General features: G+C 68.6%; 23 protein-coding genes. 17 read left to right on the top strand and 6 right to left on the bottom strand.

Going from position 1 to position 23,212, the window contains the following annotated elements:
- Positions 1-185 precede the first annotated feature (185 nt).
- From AC07OY_RS08555 to truD, 6 genes are all read left to right on the top strand, one after another.
- Positions 186-515 carry a hypothetical protein gene (locus AC07OY_RS08555; RefSeq protein WP_495042131.1) on the top strand — a complete coding sequence of 110 codons (330 nt, stop codon included), beginning with the start codon at positions 186-188 and terminating at the stop codon, positions 513-515.
- A gap of 29 nt (positions 516-544) precedes the next feature.
- Entirely contained in the window at positions 545-1,072 is a 528-nt protein-coding gene (locus tag AC07OY_RS08550) for a hypothetical protein (RefSeq protein WP_495042130.1), read from the top strand.
- 387 nt (positions 1,073-1,459) lie between these two features.
- Positions 1,460-2,023: a hemerythrin domain-containing protein gene (locus AC07OY_RS08545; protein WP_495042129.1), complete on the top strand. Its 564-nt coding sequence runs from the start codon at positions 1,460-1,462 to the stop codon at positions 2,021-2,023.
- A 43-nt stretch (positions 2,024-2,066) separates the two neighbouring features.
- Entirely contained in the window at positions 2,067-2,384 is a 318-nt protein-coding gene (locus AC07OY_RS08540; protein WP_495042128.1) for a hypothetical protein, read from the top strand.
- 45 nt (positions 2,385-2,429) lie between these two features.
- Positions 2,430-2,603 (top strand): hypothetical protein, encoded by a 174-nt coding sequence (locus AC07OY_RS08535; RefSeq protein ID WP_495042127.1) that lies wholly within the window; start codon positions 2,430-2,432, stop codon positions 2,601-2,603.
- Between the two features lie 120 nt (positions 2,604-2,723).
- Positions 2,724-3,749 (top strand): tRNA pseudouridine(13) synthase TruD, encoded by a 1,026-nt coding sequence (gene truD, locus AC07OY_RS08530; RefSeq protein ID WP_495042126.1) that lies wholly within the window; start codon positions 2,724-2,726, stop codon positions 3,747-3,749.
- Between the two features lie 7 nt (positions 3,750-3,756).
- Here truD and AC07OY_RS08525 read toward each other — a convergent pair whose 3' ends face one another.
- A complete protein-coding gene (locus AC07OY_RS08525; RefSeq protein ID WP_495042125.1) occupies positions 3,757-6,195 on the bottom strand; it encodes a S8 family serine peptidase in 2,439 nt (812 codons plus the stop codon).
- A gap of 270 nt (positions 6,196-6,465) precedes the next feature.
- On the opposite strand from AC07OY_RS08525, the gene AC07OY_RS08520 reads away from it, so the two are divergent.
- From AC07OY_RS08520 to AC07OY_RS08470, 11 genes are all read left to right on the top strand, one after another.
- Positions 6,466-7,548: a caspase family protein gene (locus AC07OY_RS08520; RefSeq protein ID WP_495042124.1), complete on the top strand. Its 1,083-nt coding sequence runs from the start codon at positions 6,466-6,468 to the stop codon at positions 7,546-7,548.
- Positions 7,535-11,083, top strand: a complete 3,549-nt coding sequence (locus AC07OY_RS08515; protein WP_495042123.1) for a DNA/RNA non-specific endonuclease — start codon at positions 7,535-7,537, stop codon at positions 11,081-11,083. The genes AC07OY_RS08520 and AC07OY_RS08515 overlap by 14 nt, the downstream gene beginning before the upstream one ends.
- Positions 11,084-11,243: 160 nt before the next feature.
- A complete protein-coding gene (locus AC07OY_RS08510) occupies positions 11,244-12,314 on the top strand; it encodes a sensor histidine kinase (RefSeq protein WP_495042122.1) in 1,071 nt (356 codons plus the stop codon).
- Positions 12,311-13,123, top strand: a complete 813-nt coding sequence (locus AC07OY_RS08505; RefSeq protein ID WP_495042121.1) for a LytR/AlgR family response regulator transcription factor — start codon at positions 12,311-12,313, stop codon at positions 13,121-13,123. The genes AC07OY_RS08510 and AC07OY_RS08505 overlap by 4 nt, the downstream gene beginning before the upstream one ends.
- 140 nt (positions 13,124-13,263) lie before the next feature.
- Positions 13,264-14,856: a rhodanese-like domain-containing protein gene (locus AC07OY_RS08500; RefSeq protein ID WP_495042120.1), complete on the top strand. Its 1,593-nt coding sequence runs from the start codon at positions 13,264-13,266 to the stop codon at positions 14,854-14,856.
- 16 nt (positions 14,857-14,872) lie between these two features.
- Positions 14,873-15,193, top strand: a complete 321-nt coding sequence (locus tag AC07OY_RS08495) for a c-type cytochrome (RefSeq protein WP_495042119.1) — start codon at positions 14,873-14,875, stop codon at positions 15,191-15,193.
- Between the two features lie 10 nt (positions 15,194-15,203).
- Complete coding sequence (locus tag AC07OY_RS08490) at positions 15,204-16,478, top strand: FCSD flavin-binding domain-containing protein (RefSeq protein WP_495042118.1); 1,275 nt, start codon at positions 15,204-15,206, stop codon at positions 16,476-16,478.
- Positions 16,478-16,897, top strand: coding sequence for a thiosulfate oxidation carrier protein SoxY (locus tag AC07OY_RS08485; protein ID WP_495042117.1), 420 nt, complete (start codon positions 16,478-16,480; stop codon positions 16,895-16,897). The genes AC07OY_RS08490 and AC07OY_RS08485 overlap by 1 nt, the downstream gene beginning before the upstream one ends.
- A gap of 5 nt (positions 16,898-16,902) precedes the next feature.
- Positions 16,903-17,214 carry a thiosulfate oxidation carrier complex protein SoxZ gene (gene soxZ, locus AC07OY_RS08480; RefSeq protein WP_495042116.1) on the top strand — a complete coding sequence of 104 codons (312 nt, stop codon included), beginning with the start codon at positions 16,903-16,905 and terminating at the stop codon, positions 17,212-17,214.
- Between the two features lie 129 nt (positions 17,215-17,343).
- Positions 17,344-17,550, top strand: coding sequence for a hypothetical protein (locus AC07OY_RS08475; RefSeq protein ID WP_495042115.1), 207 nt, complete (start codon positions 17,344-17,346; stop codon positions 17,548-17,550).
- A 220-nt stretch (positions 17,551-17,770) separates the two neighbouring features.
- Positions 17,771-17,971 carry a hypothetical protein gene (locus AC07OY_RS08470; protein ID WP_495042114.1) on the top strand — a complete coding sequence of 67 codons (201 nt, stop codon included), beginning with the start codon at positions 17,771-17,773 and terminating at the stop codon, positions 17,969-17,971.
- A 4-nt stretch (positions 17,972-17,975) separates the two neighbouring features.
- Here AC07OY_RS08470 and AC07OY_RS08465 read toward each other — a convergent pair whose 3' ends face one another.
- The 5 genes from AC07OY_RS08465 to AC07OY_RS08445 are packed head-to-tail and all read right to left on the bottom strand — an operon-like array spanning position 17,976 to position 23,182.
- Complete coding sequence (locus AC07OY_RS08465; protein WP_495042113.1) at positions 17,976-19,157, bottom strand: alginate lyase family protein; 1,182 nt, start codon at positions 19,155-19,157, stop codon at positions 17,976-17,978.
- Positions 19,154-20,182, bottom strand: coding sequence for an ABC transporter ATP-binding protein (locus tag AC07OY_RS08460; protein ID WP_495042112.1), 1,029 nt, complete (start codon positions 20,180-20,182; stop codon positions 19,154-19,156). Before AC07OY_RS08460 ends, AC07OY_RS08465 begins: the two co-directional genes overlap by 4 nt.
- 8 nt (positions 20,183-20,190) lie before the next feature.
- A complete protein-coding gene (locus AC07OY_RS08455) occupies positions 20,191-21,024 on the bottom strand; it encodes a carbohydrate ABC transporter permease (RefSeq protein WP_495042111.1) in 834 nt (277 codons plus the stop codon).
- Positions 21,021-21,890 carry a carbohydrate ABC transporter permease gene (locus AC07OY_RS08450; RefSeq protein ID WP_495042110.1) on the bottom strand — a complete coding sequence of 290 codons (870 nt, stop codon included), beginning with the start codon at positions 21,888-21,890 and terminating at the stop codon, positions 21,021-21,023. Before AC07OY_RS08450 ends, AC07OY_RS08455 begins: the two co-directional genes overlap by 4 nt.
- Positions 21,887-23,182 carry an ABC transporter substrate-binding protein gene (locus AC07OY_RS08445; protein WP_495042109.1) on the bottom strand — a complete coding sequence of 432 codons (1,296 nt, stop codon included), beginning with the start codon at positions 23,180-23,182 and terminating at the stop codon, positions 21,887-21,889. The genes AC07OY_RS08450 and AC07OY_RS08445 overlap by 4 nt, the downstream gene beginning before the upstream one ends.
- Between the last annotated feature and the right edge of the window lie 30 nt (positions 23,183-23,212).

Raw genomic sequence — 23,212 nt, 5'->3', positions numbered from 1 at the left:
GCCCGCACGCTCAAGCGCGTAACCGCAAGCCGCAGTTGCTCGCGCGGTCCTACACCTGGACTTCGTGAGGCCCCACGTCCCGGCCGGGTGGCGCGCTCCACCATGCAGAGCCTATCGGCAGCAGGGTACAGGCCGAGCGCCTGTCACCTTGAACTGCCTTCCTTTCCGTCCACCAAGGATTTTTCATGAACATCACCTCGCGCCTTGCTGCGGGTTTCGCCCTGGCCGCTGCTTGCGTAGCCGCCTTTGCGCAAGCCTCGCCGGCAGTTCCTGCCTCTCAGCCGACCGCCGTGGGCGTGACGCCCGATACCGCGAGGGCTGCCAACGAGAAGGCCGTCCCGCGCTCGGACGTCGCCACCGTGGTTCGCACCGGCCCGACGGTGGCCGACAAGGCCCGTCAGGCCAAGCCTGACGCCGCGAACGCGCCGCCGAACACGATGGCCAATGACGGCACGACGGTGGCGACCAACGCCTCGGTCAACGAGAACCGTGTACCGCGCGTGGACCGCCACTGATTCCCACCTTTTTCAATTCAGGAGATTCCATGACCACGACCCATGACCGCCGCCTTGTGACCGGCCTTTTCCCCGACCGCGCCAGCGCCGAAGCCGCCTACGACTCCGCCAGCCAGCGCGGCTACAGCAACGATGACGTGGATGTCGTCATGTCCGACGAGACGCGCGAGCGCCACTTCGTGCCTGCCGGCACCGAGACGGAACTCGGCAACAAGGCTGCCGAGGGCGCCGGCATCGGCGGTGCCATTGGTGGCACGCTGGGCGCCATCGCCGCTGCAGTCGCGGCTGTCGGCACCAGCATCGCCATCCCCGGCCTCGGCCTGGTGGTGGCGGGCCCGCTCGCCGCAGCCATCGCCGGCGCAGGCGCCGGTGCCGCCAGTGGCGGCCTGGTCGGCGCGCTGGTCGGCTGGAGCATGCCGGAAGAGCGCGTCAAGCACTACGAAGAAGGCATCAAGAAGGGCGGCATCCTGATGGGCGTGCGCGCCAAGTCGGACGAGGACGCCGAGCACTTCGAGCGCAACTGGACCGAAGCGAAGGGCCAGCACGTCTATCGCTGATCGACGCGCACCCAAGAAAGGCGGCCCCGGCCGCCTTTTCTTTCGACCAGGCGTACTCGCCTGCACGCAGGACTCCGTCGGCCATTGGCAACTCCGCGTTTGGACCTTGTTGCGCTGACTGCCTTGGTGACATCGGCGCCAGCGCCTACGCCCTTGCGACGCGGCGTCTTTCATCGGCCGTTCGCCCTTGCGATCACCATCCGTCATCGCTTCTGAAGCGACCCGATCGCTGCCTCGGGCCTCTGGCTCGGCGGCGCTGAACCGCCTTCCTCCATCCGACCGCCGCTGCACGGCCCCGCGCCAACGCCGACACAACTCACGCGCCTGGGACTTCTTCCCGGTGCATATCCGCCACTTCTCTTTCGCCACCATCCAGCAGGAATCCCCATGCCCAATGCAACAAAGACCTCAGCCAAGGCGGCCAAGCACGCAGCCGCGCACAAGCCCGCCGCTCGGAAAACCGCCACCCGGTCGAAGGCCAGCGCCACCCCCGACGCCATCCAGCTCCTCATCGCCGACCACAAGGAGGTGAAGGCGCTGTTCAAGGATTACGACCAGCTCGTCAAGTCCGAGGCCCAGGCCGAGGACAAGCAGACCATCGCCCTGCTGATCTGCACCATGCTGACGGCGCACGCCACGGTCGAGGAAGAGCTGTTCTATCCGGCCGCGCGCAGCGTGCTGGGTGAGGACGAAGACCTGGTCGACGAGGCCGATGTGGAACACGCCAGCTGCAAGGAGCTGATCGCGCAGATCGAGGAAGGCTCGCCGGAAGATCCGCTGTACGACGCCAAGGTCAAGGTGCTGGGGGAGTACATCGATCACCACGTCAAGGAAGAGGAAGGCGAGATGTTTCCCAAGGTGCGCAAGTCGGACCTGGATCTCGACGCGCTGGGCGAGGACATGGCAGTCCGCAAGGCCGAATTGCTTGGCGAAGACGCCGAGAAGCATTGATCGCCGCACGACCAGAAAGATGGACTCTCCCAAAGGAATCACCATGGCAACTGTCACCACGTCACCAAATCTTGCAGATCCCGCTCATGGATCGGATACCGCTGCATCGGACCCGTCAGCCGTCGCTGGAACCGTGCGAAACGCAATGGATCACGTTGCGCAGGCCGCGTCGTCTGCTGGCGAGCAAGTCAAGGCCGGTGTGGCCGCCGCGCGCGAAACCGTCTACCAGTACGTTGATGACGCTTGCACCCTGGGTGCCGAAGGCACAGAAGCTGCGCGGTCGGTCGTACGCGCCAAGCCGCTCACCGTCGTTGTCACCGCGCTGGCCCTCGGCATGGTCATCGGTCGCCTCTGCCGCTGAGCGGCGCTGCTGCCGGGGGCTGCAATGGGCTGGCACCGAGCCATCGTGACGGTGCTGCTCGTGCTGACGAGCCTCATGGCGTTGCTTTGCGTGTCGACGTTCGAGCCGGAGACCTTGTCCGACCCCGTTCCAACGCCCGCGGTCGAACGCGTGCCGCACAGCCCAGTCGTTGCGCCCGGCAGCCGGCTTGCAGCCGGCCAGCCGCGGAACGTGGGTTGACAGTGCGCGACGTGATGACGCTGGGAGCGGTCCCTGGCTTCGCGGAGAATCACCGTCTGGACTGCACCTGGTCGGCCGGGCAGCCTGTCCCTCTCTACAGCTGGTGCCGTCAGACCGCTCATGACCGACCCTCAATACACGACCTTGCCGCCCTGGCCCAACGCCTATCCCGCCAGCGGCGCCAGCGCCACGCTGAAACTCCTCAATGAGGATTTCGTCGTGACCGAGCTGCCGCTGCAGCTGCCCGGCGGCGAGGGCGAGCACATCTGGCTGGACATCGAAAAGAACGGCGCCAACACCGCCTTCGTCGCCCAGCAGCTGGCCGAGGCCGCCGGCGTGCAGGAGATGGACGTGGGCTACGCCGGCCTCAAGGACCGCTACGCCATCACCCGCCAGTGGTTCAGCATCTATCTGCCGATTGGGAAAGGGAAGGGCGAGACGCCCGACCTGACCGGGCTTCAGCACCCGGAGTTCAAGGTGCTGAGCCAGAGCCGCCATGTGAAGAAGCTGCGCCCCGGTGATCTGCAGGGCAACCGATTCCGCATCGTGCTGCGTGACGTGACCGGCGACCGCGACGCCATCGAGGCCAATCTCAAGGCCGTCGCGTCACAGGGCGTGCCCAACTACTTCGGCGCTCAGCGCTTCGGCCATGACGGCGGCAACGTCGAGCTGGGCCGGGCCATGCTGGCGCGCGAAATCCGCGTGCGCAACCCGAAGAAGAAGGGCATCTACCTGTCGGCGGTGCGCTCCTTCGTCTTCAATGAAGTGCTGGCGCTGCGAATCCAGCAGGGCCTCTGGGGCAAGACCCTGCCCGGTGACGTGATGGACGAGGCGGGCCGGCCCACCGGACCGCTCTGGGGACGGGGCCGGGTGAGCACCACCGATCAAGCGCAGGCCCTGGAGAACGGCGTGGCTGGCCGTCACGCCACCTTGTGCGACGGCATGGAGCACGCCGGCCTGGATCAGGAGCGCCGCGCCCTGGTCGCGAGCCCGGCGGAGATGTCATGGGAATGGCCGCAAGCCGACCAGCTGGTGCTCACCTTCTCCTTGCCCGCCGGGACCTACGCCACATCCGTTCTGGACGAGATCCTCCGCACGACGGAGCGGGACCGGCACGCGGAGGGCGAGCCTGCGGCTGTCGAATGACCCGTTCTCAGCTCAGGTTGAAGGAGGCAGGCCGGACGTGACTTGCTGGCATGGCGCCATCAAGCTCGGGCTCGCCTGCCATCGTCCAGGCGCTGAACCACGCGCTGGCCAGCCGTGATGCACCCCGGCTGAGACGCTCGACCACGATGGGCCGCACGCGCAGGGCGAAGGCCTGCTTGTTCCTGCGTCGCTGCGGCCCCGGCATCCGCGTTTCGAGGTCGGCGCGCAGGATCTCCGGGATGTGGAGATGACTCTCCCGGATCCACTCGAAGGCGAGGGTGCGGATAGGGGCTGTCAGTAGCGCTCCAGCATCGGGGGCGATCTCATCGATGGCGATGAACTCGAGGGCCACGGACTCGAAGTGGCTGTGCAGGCCACGTTGCCCGGTCATCTGGCCGTCGTGGTTCTCGGTGGTGTGAAGCGGCACATGCGAGTCGCCGATGTAGTGGCCCAGCCAGGCGGAGTGACGGATGACCTGATCGACGTCCTTGCTGCGGAAAGCCTGGACCAGCTTCCCGAAGCTATCCTCGATGATCCAGGGCAGCAGACCGTTCTTGGTGAGCGTCTCCAGGCCGAACTTGGCGACGGCTTCGCCCAGGTCCTCCGGCAGCTCGGCGAACGGATGGACGCCATACCGATCGGCATCGAGATAGTGACGCGGCCTTTCGGAGGGATCGCTGTTCTTTGCATGATCGGCGGCCATGGCCTCCACGACGATGCGCTCCTCGTGCGCAAGATAGAAGCCCCTGAGCGCTTGCGGCACGGCTGCGATCGCCTTGCCATTCGTGTTCTCGTGGCCTTCCTGTCCCCAGAGCGGAGCGATGCCCAGCGCATCCTCCCCTTCTCCTTCCGCATTCAGGATGACTTGAACCGCGGCTCGGGCATCCACGCAGCCGTAGCCGAAGAATCTTGAATGTCCGCTGGCGTCGTAGCCGCCGGGCGGGCCGATCTTGCGGGCCGTGCGCTCGATCAGCTGACGGATCTGCTGCGCCGTCGCCTGAGGGCGGATGGAAAGCAGCAGGCCGCAGACACCGGCAACGAGGGGCGTGGCACTCGAGGTGCCGCCGAAATCGGCCGCGAAGTCGCCCGCGGCGTATCCGAGCGCGAACTTGCCGTTCGGCGTGTCGGCCGAGGACCGCACATCGGCGGTCAGGATGCCTCTTCCACCAGCGCCGCTGGACGGTGCGCAGATGGAGATCTCTGCGCCATGGTTGGAGTAGTGCGCCCTTTCGTCGCGGCTCGTGGAGGCCGCCACGGCGATGACGTCGGGGTGGATGGCGAAGCCGTTGATCGAGTTGCTGGCGGGGTCGTTGATGTCACGGTTCTCATTGCCCGCCGCGAAGCAGATGACCGTGCCCAAGCCGCCGCGTCCGTCTCGGGCGCAGGCGGTGATCGCGTCTGCGATGCGGTCGGCCAGCGGGAAGTTCCGCGCCTGCGCGCTCCAGCTGCAGCTCACCACGGCCGCGCCTTGCAAGGTGACGTAGCGAAACCATTGCTCGACCTGCGAGGCGGCCAGATTCGGGCCCCAGCGAACCGGCAGCAGGCGGCAACCCGGGGCGGCGCCGACGACGCCGACGCCCTGGTTCGCACCGACGGCGACGCCGGCGCATGCCGTGCCGTGCCAGTCGCCAACAAAGCGGCCTTGCGGATTGAACCCGAATGAAGGGCGAGGATCGTCATTGCCCCGCGTGAAGTCCCAGGGCGCGACCTGCTTGCCAGGCCCGCTGAGATCGGGATGTCCGAGGTCGAAGCCGTCATCGATGACCGCGACCGTGACGGAGGGGACGCCGAAAGATCCGCAAGCTTCCCAGGCATCGATGACACGGGCGTCAGCCTCCGCCAGCAATCCCAGGTCGCTGCCCCCGTTGTTGCCTGTGTTGCGCAGATGCCATTGCTGCTCGAGCAGCGAGTCGCTGGGCATGACAAACGCGTGGAGCGTGCCGGGTGTGGCCAGGTCGGGTTCGGCGACGTCCACCGCCGGACTGCGCTGCAACGATGCCGCGACCTTCAGCGGGTTGGGCGAACTCTCGGTGATCCTGAGGATGGCTGCGCCGCCTTCGCGGAGCTCCTGGACGCAAAGATGGTGCTCCGCGAGCAGGGCGTTGCGCTGCTCCGACGTGGCCCGATCGCTCCATTTCACGAAGATCTCGCCCGTGGGAACGAAGGCGACCCCGTCATCGCTGGTGTGATAGACGTGGGTGCCCGCCGCGACCGCGGGGTCCTTGCGGAGGGCATCCAGGTCGCTTTCCATGCTTTCCGGCGCGACGGCAAGCACCTGAAAACCCGCCAGCGAGGTGAGCCGCGCCGCGCTTTCCTCGACCAGCTGCGGATGCAAGGCCGCGCGCTTGGCTGCGCTGATGTTGGACCTGGGATGGACAGCGATCTCACGATCGCTCTTTCGCAGCGTCACTTCGTGACTGCCGAGCTTGAGGGTGATTTCGTCCATGGGTGCCTGCCTCGCTTGGGATGCCGTGTCGAAGCACGATGGCAGCCTCCGAGGGCCCGAACATCACCAATTTTGTTGAGTGGCTCGTCCCCGTTTCTCATGAGGCAAGGCGCGGCTTGCGCCATCGGGCCTGGGAAACGCGTGTTGTGAGTGGGCCCAGCGGGCCCGCCTCACCAAAGTTGTGGATGTCACTGGCCGGGCGCGTCGATATGGTCCCGGCGCGTCATTCATGTGGCGCGTCAACGCCGCTGAGAAGGCTTCGCCAGGCCCATGCCCAACTTCCGATCACCGCGGGATCACGCCATCGTCGTGGGCATCGACAGCTATGCCGACGGCATCCAGTCGCTGACGGGCTGCGTCAACGATGCCCTGCTCTTCAAGGAATGGCTGGAGGCCGACGATGGCGGCGGCCTGGATCCGGACAACATCAAGCTCATCACGGCACCCCGCCCGGTCAACGGTGCAGGACCGAGCGGCCGGCCGATCCGCAACGACATCGAAGACCTCATCATCCACGGCTACTACCAGCACCTGCTGCAGACCGGATTGCGCAAGGGTCGGCGCGTCTATCTCTACTTTGCCGGGCACGGTGTCGGGCCACCCAAGCCCTTCGACGAAGACTGTGGCGTCGTGATGGGCAACGCCGTGAAGCTGTCGCTGCGCTCGCTGCTGAGCCGCACCACCGCGAAGCATGTGCGCGAGGCCTCGGTCTTCGAGGAGGTGGTGCTGTTCGTGGACTGCTGCCGCGAGCTCACGGACTTCGTCCAGGCGAGCTGCGAGCTGCCTTCGATGGCCGGCGACGCCAGCGTCACCAAGCGCATTCCCTTCCTGCACGGCTTTGCCGCGCCCTGGGCGGCCACCGCATCGGAGCAGCTGCTGCCGCACCCCTTCGATGCCAGCAAGGGGCCGTCGGTGCAGGGCGTCTTCACGCACTGCCTGCTGCGCGGGCTGCGCAGTGCGGCCGACGCCGACGGGCAAGTCACCTCGCTGTCGCTGAAAGCCTATGTGCGCGATGCCGTCCAGCCCTTGCTGCCGCCCGGCGACAACGACCGGCCGCTGATCGAGTTTCACGAGGACCTGCAGCCCATCGTCTTCGGTACGGGCCGTCCCAACCGCCTGCAAGTCGCCGCCGGCAGCGCAGCGGGCGGCCAGCCCATTGCCGAGGTCGTCGTGCGCGATGGCCAGGGGCTGGCGGAGCTGGCGCGCCGGCCGGTACCAGCTCTGGGTGGCCAGCCGGTCGTCTTCGAGCTGCCCCCGGCGCGCTACCTGGTCGAAGCCCTGGACGCGGCGGGCGTGCGCATCGGCAAGCGTCCGGTTGAACTCTTTGCGGAGTCCGTCGATGTCGACTTCTGAAGCCGTGAAGATCAAGCTGAACATCCAGGCGGCCACGTCGCTGACGGAGATCCGCGTCTCCGACGCCCGCTTCCGCGAGGTTCGCCTGCCGGGCAATACCGGCGACGTTCAAGTGGACCTGGCGCCGGGCGTCTACCAGGTGGCGTTCAGGCGGCAAAAGGGCTGGAGCAACCAGCTCATTGCGTTGGAGGCCGGCCAACCCGAGGCGTACTGTAAGCAGGAGCCGGCCGACGCGCTGCCGCAAGAGGGGCCACCGGACGACGTGGATGAGGTGCTGCTGGGCGTTTCGGGATTTCCGTCGTTCACGAGCGGCATCCATCTGTTCTTGCGGCACGGCAGGTCCGAGGAAAGGCCCTCACGCGGCGACGTCGAGATCACCCTGACGGATGGCCATCTCGTGCGGCGGCTTGCGCAAGGCCCCGACGGCTTCCTCGAGCCGGTGCCGCCGGGCGTCTGGTTCCTCAGCGTTGCCATCGAGGGCCGCAAGCCGTCGGCTTCGATGCCGCTGGTCTGCATTCCGGACTGGCGATGCCGCCTGCGGCTCTACACGATGGGCAGCGAGGTGAAGAAATGGGATCCGGCGCGCACGCTGGTCTCCTACGTCCGCTGGGATGGGCAGTCGGCTGCTGCCAGCCAGGACAGCCGGACCGCGCTGGCGGCCCTCGCCGGCAGGCGCTCGCTGTCCGGGGCCTCCTACCGCGAGCTGTTGACGCGGCTGACGCGCGACAAGTTCCAGGATCCCATGCTGGGCATCTATGCGGGGCATCTGCTGAAGCTGCAGACGGAAGAGGACAGCAAGCTGCTGCGGGAGGTCGTCGCCAACCTGGAGGGCCTGGTGCAGCAGGACGGCTTCCGGCACCCCGACGTGCAGGCCCTGAAGCTGCGGCTCCCCGCCGAGGAGGTGCCGCCCTTCAGCGACCCGCCCATGCTGGGTGCCAGCTGGCGTGTGTTGCTGGAGGCCGCCAAGCGGCGCCCCGAACTCATTCCGCGTGGTTCGAAGGTGGCGGAGTTTGCGGCCCGGTCCTTCGAATGCGGGCCTTGGCGCGGCTGGACCGGGCCGGCGAGCAAGGGCAGGGCAGGCGTGTCGAGGGGGGGCGTGCCGCGTCAGGAACGGGGACTTCTCCGTGGGCCCGTGGCGACGCCGCGCGAAATCCCGCCTGCTGTCCAGGTCGCCGACTTTGCGGCGCAGTGTGCCTATCTCCGCACGGCGCTGGGACATGCCGCGCTGCGCGGCTGGTACCGCGACGCCGCTGCCCGCAGCATCAACGGCGAACAAGACGAAGCGATCGAGCCGCAGGAGCGCGCCCTTGTCGGGGCGCTGCGCCCCGTCGCTGCCGACGAGGGCCGCCAGCCGCTGTTCGACGCCTTGTGGATAGGCCGGCCGCGCGGCGAGCAGGCCACTCCCTCTATCCAGGCCCTGGCCGAGCGCCTCGGCCTGCCCCAGGCCACGGTGGAAGACGCCGCCGACAGCCTCACCGCAAAGATCGCCTCACAGGCCAGGCGTGACGGCCTTTCCCGACTCGAAGGAGCTCCGATGGCATCCCCGACCCTCATCATTCCCTACGACCCGCACTTCCTCGGTGACGGCTTCCAGGTGCCGCTGCCGCGCCTGTCCGAGGCCTTGAAGGCCGACGCCTTCGGCGAAGGCGTCGAGATCCCCTACACGCATTACTCGCTGGTCATGCATGCGCGGCGCCGCGTGGCCATCGTGGCGGCCAACAACATCGACGCGGCCCGCAAGGTGCAGGTCAGTGGCGGCCTGACCTGGCAGATGGACGAGCGCGTGGGCGACAGCCAGCTCGGCCCCGAGACCTACGGCGGCAACCAGCTCGACCGCGGCCACCTGGTGCGCCGCGAGGACGTGCTGTGGGGCAGCGTGCAGGAGGCACGCCTGGCCAACCAGGCCACCTTCTTCTACGCCAATGCGGCGCCCCAGCACCAGAACTTCAACCAGGACGAATGGGTCGCGCTGGAGGACTGGGTGCTGGACCATGCCACCGACTTCTCCTACCGCCTGTGCGTGCTGACCGGGCCGGTGCTGCGCGACGACGACCCCGTCCTCACGGACCTGCCGCCCGGGCTGCGCAATGTCGGGCTGGCCCAGATCCCGGCGGCCTTCTGGAAGGTCATCGTGCTTCGCGACGCCTCCGCTGGCGGCGAAGACCTGTCGGTGGTCGCCTTCGCCATGCGGCAGAGCGAGATGTGGAACGACAGGCAGGGCCGCAAGCTGCTGCATCTGAAGGTCCACCAGGTGACGCTGGCGGCGATCGAGGCGTGGACGGGCCTGGACTTCGGCGAGCTGAAGTCGGCCGACGAGCTGCAATGGTCGGAGCCGCGCGGCCTCGCCGAGGACGGCGATGCCCCCTGGCCGGAGGTGCGCAAGGCCGGCGATATCGCCTTCTCCGGCGCCACCCGGCGCCTGGGCGGCCGGCGTGCCCTGCGGTCCGTCGGCGCGGCGAGCCTGCCGCGCGATGCCCAGCCGGCCGCGGGGGGCTGCGGGTGCAAGGGTGGAGAGGCGCAGGCCTTCGACGCCCGCGCCGCCATCGCCGCCCTCAATGCCGACGTGGTGCGCCTGACCGCGCTGCTGGCCGGCCCCGCCGATGGCGGCGGAGTCAGGGGGCTGCCAGGGAATGGCGGTGCCGCGCCCCTTGTCGAGCCGGCCGTGCGGTCCATCGACGCGGCGCGCGACCAGGCCGTGCTGGCGCTGACGCCCGCCGACCAGCAGGCGCGCATGGCGGCCTTCCTGGCCGAGATCCACAAGCGCGGCAGGATCGCGCGCGGCGCCGAGGAGGCGGTCGCGACCGATGCCAAGCGCATCGTAGGCGGCGACGCCGTCGGGCCGGGTGGCTTCCTGTCCTGCGTGTGCATTGGCACGGCGACGGGCTGGCAGTGCACGGGTGTCGTGGTCGCCCCGCGGGTCGTGCTGACGGCGGCGCACTGCGGTGGCGACATCACGCGCGTGATGGTCGGCGGCAACCGTGTCGTGGGCGGTGTCGATGGCCGCGTGATCAACGTGCTGCGTGCCGTGGTGCATCCCGACTACCGGCGCAACGTCAATGCCAACGACATCAACGTGCTGATCCTGGCGGAGGATGCGAACGTGCCGCCGGTGAGGCTGGCCAGCGACGCCGAGCTGCGTGCGACCCCCGACTTCGAACTGGTCGGGTTCGGCTACGACGACCCGTCGCGGCCGCTCGGATTCGGCATCAAGCGGCATGTGCGCATCCCGATGGCGCCGGTGATCGATGGCGCGACGCCCGAGGCCAGCGCGGAGCTGGAGCGGCAGTTCGGCCATCACAGCGACTACGAGTTCGTCGCGGGCCGCAAGCACCTGGGCATCGACACCTGCAACGGGGACAGCGGCGGCCCGGCCTACCTTCCGGTGGCGGCCGGCTTCCTGCTCGCCGGCCTCACCAGCCGGCCCACGTTCGGTGCGACCGTGAACTGCGGCGATGGCGGCATCTATGTGCGGCCGGACAAGTTCCGCGCCTGGATCGACGGCGTGCTGGCGCAAGCGGGGCTGCCGGCGCTGTGAGCCGCGGCCGGGCGGCATGAACCGTCGCCCGGACTCGTGATGGATCCGGAACCTTGCCGCGGCCTGCGGTTCGTCCTTGCCGGCCGTGCCCCGTCAGGTCCTGTCCGTCGTTCGTCAGCCCGCGCGCCCAGCGCCCGGCGGTCGGCGTTATCGTCCCGCCATGACCTCCGCCGCGACACCGAGCCTGGGCACGCCCCTCACGCTGACCTGGCGGCGCGCGCTGACGACGCTGGTCGTCTCGGGGCTGCTGGGGTTGATCATCAGCGCAGGCTTCACCACGTCGACCCTGGGCGTGGTGGTGCGCGTCGCGACGGTGGGGATGTTCGTCCTGCTGGTGTTCTCGCTGCTCGAACGCTGGCCGGCGAACCTGCCGCACTGGCTGGCGCGCTGGGTGCTGCAGGTGCTCGGGGTCGCGCTGGCGGTGCCGGTTGGCGTCGTCCTGCTCTATATCGTCCTGCAGGGCGACAAGGGCGCCTTCTGGCATGACGGCAAGCGCGTGAACGGCGCGCTGCTGATGAGCTTCAGCGGCATGCTGGTGGCGCCCTGGGTGGCGATGTCGACGCTGCTGCGCCAGCGCGATGACGCGGTGCGGGCGCAGGCCCTGTCATTCGCCCAGGAGCGCAGCGCGCTCGAACGCCAGGCCGTCGATGCCCGCCTGCGCCTCCTGCAGGCCCAGGTCGAGCCGCATTTCCTGTTCAACACGCTGGCCAATGTGCGCGAGCTGGTGGACAGCGGCTCGCCGCAGGCCTCGACGGTGCTGGAGAACCTGATCGACTACCTGCGCGCCGCCGTGCCGCGCCTGCACGAGCCGGCCACGACGATGGGCCAGGAGCTGCAGCTCGTGCGCGCCTACCTGGCCCTGATGCACCTGCGCATGCCGGACCGGCTGGAGTTCGCGCTCGAGGTCGACGGCGCGGCGGAGGCTCTGCAATGTCCGCCGACGACGCTGCTGACCCTGGTGGAGAACGCGGTCAGGCACGGCATCGACCCGAGCGTGGAGGGCGGCCGCATCGACGTGCGGGTGCGCCTCAGTGGCGGGCGCTGCACGGCCCAGGTGATGGACACCGGCGTGGGCCTGGGCGCGGCCAAGCCGGGGCTGGGCACCGGTCTGTCCACGCTGCGCGAGCGGCTGCAGCTGGTGTTCGGCGGGGACGCGCAACTGAGCCTGGCCGAGCGCCAGCCGCGCGGCGTTTGCGCGGAGCTGAACTTTCCCGCCAGGACCACGCCGTGAGCGCCGGGGACATCATGCAGCGGCGGCCCACGGCGCTGATCGCCGACGACGAGCCGCTGCTGCGCTCGGGCCTGGCACGCCTGCTGGGCCTGGCCTGGCCGGTGCTGGAGGTGGTGGCGCAGGCCCGCAACGGGCTCGAGGCCGTCGAGCAGTTCGAGCTGCACCGGCCCGACATCTGCTTTCTCGATGTGCACATGCCCGGCATGTCCGGCGTCGAGGCGGCGCGGCACATCGGCCGGCGCGCCCACCTCGTCTTCGTGACCGCCTACGACCAGTACGCGGTGCAGGCCTTCGAGCATGGCGCGCTGGACTATCTGGTCAAGCCGGTCGAGCCTGCGCGCCTCGCCGACACGGTCACCAGGCTGCAGGAGCGCTTCAGTGCAGCCGCGCCGGCAGGCCATACCGAAGTGCTGCTGCAGCAGCTGGCCGCGCACATCCAGGCGCAGATGAAAGGCAGCCGGCCGGGTTCCGGGCTGCGCTGGCTGCGCGCCTCCATCGGCGACGCCTTGCGGCTGATTCCGGTCGACGAGATCGACTACCTCCGCTCGGACGAGAAGTACACACTGGTCGCCTGGCGCGGCGACGGCGGCCAACCCGGCGAGGCGCTGATCCGCACGCCGCTGAAGGAGCTGCTGCCCCAGCTCGACCCCGATCAGTTCGTGCAGGTGCACCGCTCGACGGTCGTGAACCTGCGTGCGATCGACGTGCTGACGCGCGGCGAGAACGAGACGGCCGACATCCGTCTCAAGGACCGCCCCGAGGTGCTGCGCGTGAGCCGCACCTATCTGCATCTGTTCCGTCAGATGTGACGTGAGCCGGCTGGCAGAGCAGCCGTAGCCCGTCCCCGCCGGCCGTCGCTCGGCCCCATCAGTCCGTCGCCTGTCGCGTCCATCTCGCCCCGCGAGCTTCGCCGCGAGAGAGTGGCTTCTCCCATGGAAGGACGACCGACATGACACTCCCACTTCTGGTCATTCGCAGCGTGGCGGCGCTTGTGATGGCGCTGTTGACCGCGGCGGCCGCCGCCAGTCCGCTGATCAGCGCCGAGCAGCTGGCTTCGCGCCTGGCCGGCAGCGACGCTCCGCTGATCCTCGACACCTCGCCGGCGCCCATGCACGCGGCCGGCCACATCGAGGGCGCGGTCCCCGTCGACGTGTTCTCCTACGCCTCGGGCGCGTTGACGCCGGCGCAGATGACTCAGCGCTTCCAGTCCTGGGGCCTGAGCCCCGGGCGCATGGTGGTCATCACGGACCAAGGCGCCAGCTATATGGCCACCCACCTCTACTACGAGCTCCATCGCCAGGGTTTCAACATGGCCGACGTGCTGGTGCTCGATGGTGGCATGGCGCGTTGGAAGGCCATCGGCGGCGCGATCACGAAGACGCCCACGCCGGCGCCGGCTGCCGGCAGCTTCGTGCCGACGCTCAAGCACGACGCGGAAGTCCGCAGCGGCCTGGCCGAGGTCGTCACCGCCTCGGGAGACCCGGCGCGCCATGCGGTGGTCGATGCGCTGGAGCCGGGCTACTACTACGGCGAGCGCAGCTTCTTCGGTACCGGCGGCCATCTGCCGAACGCCAGGCTGTGGCCCTCCGCCGACTTCTTCAACGCGGACAAGACCTTCAAATCCACCGCGGAGATCGCCCGCATGCGGGATCACCTCGGCATACGGCCCGACCAGGAGGTGCACAGCTACTGCGGTGGCGGCGTGGCGGCCAGCGTGCCCTACTTCGCGCTGAAGTTCCTGCTGACCGACCAGCCGCGCGTCAAGCTCTTTGCCGGCTCCCAGCAGGAGTGGCTGCGCGACGAACGCGGCCTGCCGGTGTGGACCTATGGCGCACCGTCCCTGCTGCGCGACATGCGCTGGCTGAGCGGCTGGAACACGGCGATGACCCGGATGTTCGGCGTGGCGCGCATCAGCGTGATCGATGTCCGCAGCCCGGAGGCCTTCGCGCAGAGCCATCTGCCCTTCGCGCAGAACCTGCCGGCCGCGCTGTTCAGGCAGCACCTGGGCCAGCCTGACCGGCTCGCCGAAGCGCTGGCCGGGGCTGGCGTGAAGACGACGGACGAGGCCGTCATCGTCAGCGCCGGCGGCATCGACCCCGGCGCGGCCCTGGCCTTCATGCTGCTGGAGCGGCAGGGGCAGCAGCGCGTGTCGGTGCTGATGGATTCGGTCGAGGACTGGGCTTTCGCGGGCCTGGCGGTGGAGAAGACCAGCAGTGCGGCCAAGGCGGTGCCCCGGGCTGCGCCGTCGCCGCTGGCGCAGGGCAAGGCCGGCGGCCATGCCACCGTCTATCTGGGCGTCGGCACGAAGCCGTCGGTTCGCCGTGCCGGCGATGGCGCCGTGACTCTCCATCTGCCCTACACCGAGCTGCTTGACGCCCAGCGCCGCCCCAAGCCGGCCAAGGCCCTGTGGCCTTTGCTCGACAAGGCCGGCGTGCCGCGCTATGCGCCCATCGTCGTGCTGGCCGACGACCCCGGCGAGGTGGCGCTCGGCTACTTCGTGCTCAAGCTGATGGGCTATGCCGATGTGCGGCCCCAGATCTGAAGCCAGGGAGACAGACATGAAGAGATGCCTATTGAGCGGCGCAGCCCTGCTGCTGGCGACGGCCGCTGCGGCCCAGCCGGCTGAGTTGCGGATCCAGCAGGCGCGCAGCCTCGCGGCCACCTGCGCCAACTGCCATGGCACGCAGGGCCGCGCCAAGGGCGACGTGAAGCCGCTGGCGGGCATGAGGGCGGACCAGATGCTCGCCATGCTTGCCGACTTCAAGAGCGGCAGCCAGCCCGCCACGGTCATGCACCAGATCGCCAAGGGCTACACCGAGGATCAGCTCCGCCTGATCGCGCAATACCTGGCCGCGCAAGCGCCGGCTCCGGCACGCTGAAGGAGCTGGCATGTCTGACAACAAGCAATTCACCCGTCGCAGCGTGCTGGCGGGGGCCGCAGCGCTGGGCCTGGCCGGATGCGCCACGATGAGTGGCCCGAGCATCGGCCGCGTCGTCGTCGTGGGCGGTGGCTTTGGCGGCAGCACGGCCGCACGCTATCTGCGGCTGTGGGGTGGCAGCGTGGAGGTGACCCTGGTCGAGCGCCATCCGCAGTTCATCTCCTGCCCGATGTCCAACCTGGTGGTGGGGGGCTTCAAGCCGATGGCCGAGCTGACCCGGGGCTACGAAGGCCTGCAATCCCTCGGCGTCAGCATCGTGCAGGGCGAGGTCACGGCCATCGACGCCGCGGCACGCAAGGTGAGGCTGGCCGATGGGCGGGAGCTGGCCTACGACCGCTTGATCCTGTCGCCCGGCGTCGACTTCATGGCCGAGCAGGTCGGCGGCCTGGCGCTGGGGCTGGAGCGGGGTGAGGTCACGCATGCCTGGAAGGCCGGGCCGCAGACGCTGGCCCTGCGCCAGCAGCTGGAGGGCATGCGCGATGGCGGCGTGTTCGCCATCAGCATCCCCAAGGCGCCTTATCGCTGCCCACCCGGCCCCTATGAGCGGGCCTGCGTGGTGGCGGCGTATCTCCAGCAGCACAAGCCGAAGTCCAAGGTGCTGGTGCTCGATGCCAACCCGGAAGTGCAGTCCAAGAAGGCGCTGTTCGAGAAGGCCTTCCAGCAGCACTACGCCGGCATGCTGGAGTACCGGGCCAACGCCGAACTGCGCGAGGTCGCCGGGCGGGTCGCGAAGCTGGCCTTCGAGGATGTCCGTGCCGACGTCCTCAACATCGTGCCCCCGCAGCGGGCGGCGGACATTGCGGTGAAGGCCGGGCTGGTCAACATCAACCAGCGCTGGGTGGGCATCGACTGGCTGTCCATGGAGTCAACCGCGGCGCCGGGCATCCATGTGCTGGGCGATGCCATCTTCCCGGGGCCCGGGATGCCCAAGTCCGGCCATATGGCGAACCAGCACGGCAAGGTGGCGGCCGCGGCCGTGATCCAGCTGCTGAAGGGCGAGGCGGTGAACCCGGCACCGATCGTGATGAACACCTGCTACAGCTTCGTCACGGCGCAGGACGCCATCCACGTCGCCAGCGTCCACCAGTACGACGCCCAGGACAGGGTGATGAAGCCGGTACCCGGCTCGGGCGGCGTGTCGACCGCCGCCAACCGGACGGAAGGCCGCTACGCGCTGTCCTGGGCCCGGAACACCTGGGACGACATGCTGGCGGGTGCGCCTTGATGGGAAACCTGGCCATGCTGAACCGCCGGCACGCGGCACTGATGCTGGGCGGCCTGGGTCTGCTGCCCAGCCATGTGCTGGCCGGCACCGAACTGGCGAAGGCACTGGGCGTCGGAACGCTCGTCGAGAGCAGGGGCGTGATGCTCACCGCGCCCGACATTGCGGAGAACGGCGCCATCGTGCCCGTGGGTATTGCCACGACGCTGTCCGGCGCCAGGCGTCTGCTGCTATGGGTCGAGAAGAACCCCAGCCCCTTGGCCGCGGCCTTCGACATCAGCGAGCTCGTCGAACCCAGCTTCACCCTCCAGGTGAAGATGGGCCGGTCGTCTGACGTGATGGCCATCGCGCTGATGGCGGATGGCCGCGCGTTCTGTGCCCGCAAGCCAGTCGAAGTCACCCTCGGCGGCTGCGGCGGCTGACGGACATGCCCGATCCCATGCGCATTCGAGCCCAGGCGGGCGGAGACAGGACGACGGTCCGGGTGCTGATCAGCCATGAGATGGAGACCGGTCTTCGCCAGGACCCCGCCGGCAAGGTCATCCCCGCGTGCTTCATTCAGGAAGTGACCGCCCGGCTCAACGGCAGGCCCGTGTTCAACGCCGCGTGGGGGCCCTCCGTGTCGCGGAACCCATGGCTTCAATTCGTCGTGAAAGGCGCCAGGCCCGGCGACACCATCGCCATCACCTGGCGTGACAACCGCGGTGAAAGCCGCACCGACGAAGCCACCGTCTCGTGAGCGCCTCGGCGTCAGGAAACCGTCCCGGGTTTCACAAGCTGTAGCAACCCGCGCGTCAACCGCGGCGCATGGCCGGCGTTCAAGCAGGACCGGTGGCATTGACCCCGACCCATCGAGAAGGCAACGACCATGACCACGCTGACCCTCACCTTCAACGGCCCGTCGAGCCAGGCCCGCATCGCCCTGGGCGGCCTTCTGCAGCGCTATCGCACGGCCTATTTCGTGGAGCGCAGCAGCAATGAATATGCGGTGACGGCAGACGACATCACGGCCGCGGAACTGGCGCGACAGCCCCAGTGGTCTGCCCGGCTGGCGTCATTGCCGTCACGCCGCTGAATGCGCTAGACCAGGCGCCTCGGGAGAGGCAAGCCGGGAGTTCTTGACAGCGCGCGTAGGTGAATCTTTACGGCGCCGGAATTGTCAATAGGGCGGCTGGCGGTGCGCCCTGCAAATGCGTGAACCAAGTGGCATCCGGCGCGCCTTCGTCGACGCGGGGTGGTGACGTCCAGGGGCTCGCTTCGTACCATTTCGTCAGGACGTTAGCGAAGTCACCGACGTGGACAACCTGGTTTTGTGGCGGGTCATCTATACCCGCCGAGTCACCCTCCAAAGCGACAGCTTCTGCTCCGGGCCCTGGCACCCGGACAAGGGCTATGTCGAGAAGCTGGCCACCAGGCTCAGCCAGACGATGCCCGTGGGCATGCAGAGCAACAAGCAGGCCTCCAACGGTGCCTGCGTCTGGCTGTCGCGCGACTGATCCGTCAGAGAGTCGTCGGCGCGGGCCAGACCAGCCAATCCAGATCCGCCGGCCGCGAAGCCTCGAGCGTTTTCAGCAGGGGCTGGCCGGACCTCGTCGCGCGATGCGCCATCAGCAGAATCGGCAGCAGCTTGTCGGCCTCCAGCGTGGGCTCGGTGGGCGTTACATGCTTCCAGCTGGCGGGCGCCAGCGCGGCCGCCTGCAGATAGGCGATGGCCTGCAGCAGGCGCGGTTCGCGCCACAGCGCCGGGTCGTATTGCGCGAGGCGCGTTGCGGCCTCCAGATTGAAGGCGCAATAGTGAAAGGGCCGCGTGCGCGACAGCTCGTGCGGCATGCGGCCGTCGGCCTCGATCTGCGGCGTGAAGCGCCTTGCCACGACGGTGCTCAGGCGCGCGCGTGCCTTGTCGGCCTGGCCGATGAAGAGCAGGCAGGCGACCAGCTGGGCATCGAAGAACATGCCGTGGTTGTTGGCGGCCCTGTCCTCGTCCTGCGCGATGGGGCTGGTCTGCATCCACTGCGCGAACTCGGTGAACCATTGGCGCAGCGCTGCCAGGTCGGCGTCCGGGAAGGCGCCGCGGGCATTCAGCAGCAGGGCCGAGTCGATGACCATCCAGAGGTTGCGCGTGTCGATCAGTCCTTCGGCGCGGCCCTCGACGATGCCGGGGATGCCCTGGCCATAGCGCAGATGCGGGGTCATGCGCGTCTCGGGCGCCAGGAACCAATGGCGGATGGCGGCCGCAGCCTTGTCGGCATGGCTGTCGGGGGCGCCGACATGGTGGGCCAGGGTCAGCTCCAGCACATCGCGGCAGAAGGCCTGCATGCGGTCGGAGTCCAGGGCCTCGCCGGCCACCTGCGGGTTGCGCTGGCCGTCGCGCCGCACATAGGGCAGGCCGTTGGCCGTGTCCGGGTTGGGCCACCAGTAGGGGCCCATGCTCATGTAGTCGTTGCGCGAGCCCGAGGGCGGCAGCAGCTTCTTGTCGGTGACGCTGCGCAGCGGCGTCTTCAGGGCCTTGGCGGCACGGGCGAGCAGGGCGGCGTGGGCCGCTGCGAGTTGCGTGTCACCGGCAGCGAGGCGGCGGCGTGTTTCGTCCAGGGCGCTGCGGTCCAAGGTCAACAGCTGCGCTTCCTTCGGCGTCGCATGGACCTGGCTTGCCAGCGCGGCCAGCAGCAGGGCACGGCGCTTCATGCAGCCTCCTGGCGCAGGCCGCTTTGCGTGTCGAAGAAATGCAGGCGTTCGCGCGGGGCCGACACGCTGATGCGATCGCCAGCACTCAGGCCCGGCCGATCCGCGACGTTGACGACCAGCGGCCCGGCCGCCGTCTGCAGGCTCAGCTGCGACTGCGCGCCCATGAACTCGACCGCCTCGACGGTGCCTTCGAAGACGGCCGCCGCATCCGGCGCGCGGCCCAGTTGCAGATGCTCGGGCCGCACGCCGAGCTGCAGCCGCGTCGCATCCAGCGAGGTGGACAGCCCCGCCGGCAGCGCGCAGAAGTTCATCGCTGGCGAGCCGATGAAGCCGGCCACGAAGCGATTGGCCGGCCGGTCGTAGAGCGCCGTCGGGGTGCCGCTCTGCTCGATGCGGCCATCGCGCAGCACCACGATCTTGTCGCCCATGGTCATGGCCTCGACCTGGTCGTGGGTCACATAGACCGAGGTGGTGCGCAGCCGCGCATGCAGTGAGCGGATCTCCTGGCGCACGGCGCTGCGCAGGGCGGCGTCGAGATTGGACAGGGGTTCGTCGAACAAAAAGGCTGCCGGCTCGCGCACCATGGCCCGCCCCATGGCCACGCGCTGGCGCTGGCCGCCGGAGAGCGCCGCGGGCTTGCGCTCCATCAGCGCCTCCAGGCTCAGCATGCGGGCGATCTCGTCGACACGGCGGCGGATCTCGTCGGTCGGGCGCTTCATCAGCTTCAGGCCAAAGCCCATGTTCTCGCGCACCGTCATCTGCGGGTACAGCGCATAGCTCTGGAACACCATGGCGATGTCGCGCGCCTTGGGCGGCTCATGCGTGACGTCGCGGCCGCCGATGAAGAGCTGGCCGCCGGTCGCTTCCTCCAGCCCCGCGATCATGCGCAGCAGCGTGGACTTGCCCGAGCCGCTGGGGCCGACGAGCACGCAGAACTCGCCTTCGGCGATGGTGAGCGAGACGTTCTTGATGACGTCGGTCTGGGCGAAGCGTTTGCCGACGCCCTTCAATTCAATGGCAGCCACGGGGATGTCTAGCCTTTCACGGCACCGGCCAGCAGGCCGCGGTTGAAGGATTTCTGCAGGCCCAGGTAGACGAGGATGCTGGGCAGCATGGCGATGACGCTGATGGCGATGAAGACGGCGGGCTTCATGGTCTCGTCGGCGCGCACGGTGGCCAGCGCGACGGGCAGCGTGTAGAGGTTCTCGTCGTTGGTGACGAGCAGGGGCAGCAGGTACTGGTCCCAGATCATGATGAAGCCGAACACCGCGGCGCTGCCCAGGGCCGGCTTGCACAGCGGCAGGATGACGTGCCAGAAGATCTGCCAGTCGCTGGCGCCATCCACGCGCGCGGCCTCTTCCAGGTCGGCGGGAATGGCGCGCATGAACTCGCTCAGCATGAAGATGGAGAAGCCCCAGCCGACGACCGGCAGGATCATGCCCAGATGCGTGTCATGCAGGCTGGCGCCGATCAGCGGCAACTTGCCCAGCACGATGAACAGCGGGATGGCGATGACCTCGTCCGGCAGCATCATGGTGGACAGGATCAGGAAGCTGACCGCCGCCAGGCCGCGAAAGCGCTTGCGCGCCAGCGCATAGGCCGCGAAGGCGCTGACCGACAGCTGCAGCACGGTGCCCACCAGCACGACGATGCTCGAGTTCAGCAAATAGCGCCAGACCTTGGCCTCCACCCAGGCATAGCGGAAGTTCTCCAGCGTGGGTTGCTCGGGCCACCACAGCAGCCGGCCCGGCGCGATGGTGACGCCGGACAGGGCCGTCATCAGGAAGGCCCAGAAGGGTCCGGCGAAGACGACGACGACCAGGGTGTAGAGCAGGGCGCGCGGCGCCCAGGCGAAGGCTGATTTCATCGACGGCGGCGCCAGGCGAGATAGACCGCGGTGAGGGCCGCAGTGAAGAGGAAGAGCAGGGTGGATGCGGCGGCGGCGAAGCCGTAGTCCAGCTCCTGGAAGCCCTGCTTGTAGATCTGCGTCATGACGACCTCGGTGCTGCCGGCCGGGCCGCCGCCGGTCGTCGCATAGACCTCGGTGAAGACGCGAAAGCCGCGGATGAAGCCCAGGGTACAGATGACGGTGATGGCGGGTGCGAGGCCCGGCAGCGTCACGGCCGTGAAGCGTTGCCAGGCATTGGCACCGTCCACGGCTGCGGCGTCGTAGAGCTCGCTGTTGATGCCCGCCAGGCCCGCCACGAAGATGACGGTGTCATAGGGCACATGCTTCCAGACATGCATGCCCATCAGCGCGGCCAGGGCCTGCGACGGGTCGGCCCAGAAGCCCTGCGGGCCGACACCGATCAAACCGAGCATGGCGTTGATGACACCATCCGGCGTGGGTGCGTAGAGGATGCGCCAGACCTCGGCGGCCACGGCGGCGCTGGTCACCGCGGGCAGGAACATCGCCGTGCGGATGAAGCGCATATGCCGCGCCGTGCCCTGCAGGGTCTGGGCCAGCAGCAGCGCGATGGAGGCCGACAGCAGCACGGTGACGAAGACATAGAGCAGGGTGCGGCCGGCGGCGTCGCGCAGGGCCGCGTCGCTCAGCGCGCGCTCGAAGTTGTGCCAGCCGACAAAGCTGTCGGGGCTGCCGAAGTTGACCTTGTGAAAGCTCATCACCAGGCCCTTGGCCATGGGGATGAACTTGAACCAGGTGAAGATCAGCAGCGCCGGTGCGAGAAAGAGCCAGGGCGTGAAGCGGGAGAAGTTGCGGCGCGATGTCATTGCGCCTCCTGGCGGGCGAGTTCGGCATTGAAGCGCGCGTTCAGTGCGCGCAGATCGCCGGGGATGTCCTTGCTGCAATGGGCCAGGATGGCATTGAAGCCATCGGCCGCCACCTGCTGCAGTCGCGACCAGTTGCGCGCCTGCGGCAGCGGATGGCCATGCTGGGTGTACTCCTGGGCCACCATGGCCCAGCGTTCGTCGCCGTGGGCCTGGGCCGCATCGACCTTGCGATTGACCGGCAGGCGCACGACGGGCAGGCCCCCGGACGGCGGCTTGGTGCCCAGGGCCTGGCCCTCGGGCGAGATCAGGAATTCGATGAATCGCCGCGCCCGCTCGGGCTGCGAGGTGTTGCGGGCGATATAGGCCAGCTCACCGCCCGCGAGGCTGGCGCGTTGCCCGTTGGGGCCGGCGGGCGCGGGGACCACCTCGTAGCGATCGCGGCCCGGCTCCTTGTCGAACAGGGCGATGTGATACGGGCCCGACAGATAGATGCCGGCCTGGCCCGAGCTGAAGACCTTGTTGGTGTCCTGCGTCGTCGCGTTGATGGCATTGGGCTGCACGCTGCGCTCCTCGCAGACCAGGCGGCGGAACAGCGTGAGCGTGGCGACGGCCGCCACCTCGTCCAGCGCGCCGTGCATCTTGCCGTCGGCGCCCGCGCGCTGGAACTCGCCGCCCGCCTGGAACAGGAAGCTGCTCAAGTACCAGGCCGCATAGCCGCGCGCCGCGCCACCGGGAAAGGCCAGGCCATAGGTGTCGCGGCGGCCGTTGCCATCGGGGTCGCGCTCGGTGAAGGCGCGCGCGAGCTGGGCCAGGTCCTGCCAGGTGCGGGGCAGCGGCAGACCGAGCTTCTCGCGCCAGTCCTTGCGGATGAAGAGCACATGGGTCTGCACGGAGATGGGCACGCCATAGGTCTTGCCATCGGGCAGGGTGGCGGCTTTCCATGCGCTGTCCAACAGGTCCTCGCTGCCGGCGATGCGGCTGCGGGCTATCTCGGCGGCCACGCCCATGTTGACGAGCTGACCCACCGTGCCGAGCTCGTTGACGATGACATCGGGCATGCGGCCGCCGACCGCGGCGCGGGCCAGGCGCTGCTCGAAATCGTTCAGCGCATTGAAGTACTCGATGCGGATGCCGGTCTTCTTCGTGAAGGCCGCGGCGATGGCGTCGTAGGTCTTGCGGCCGTCCTTGGAAGAGCGTGTCCAGACCCGCAGGGGCTCATCGGGCGAGGCGGACTGCGCCGCCATCGGCAGCAGCGCCAATGACAACGCAATCAAGGTAAAGCGGTTAACCATTCCATCATTGTTGCGGCTGCTTGCTGCCAA

The sequence above is a fragment of the Roseateles sp. GW821-FHT09H10 genome, from assembly GCF_059415865.1.
The sequence above is the reverse complement of the archived record's forward strand: the minus strand, read 5'-3'. Positions and strand labels throughout refer to the sequence as shown.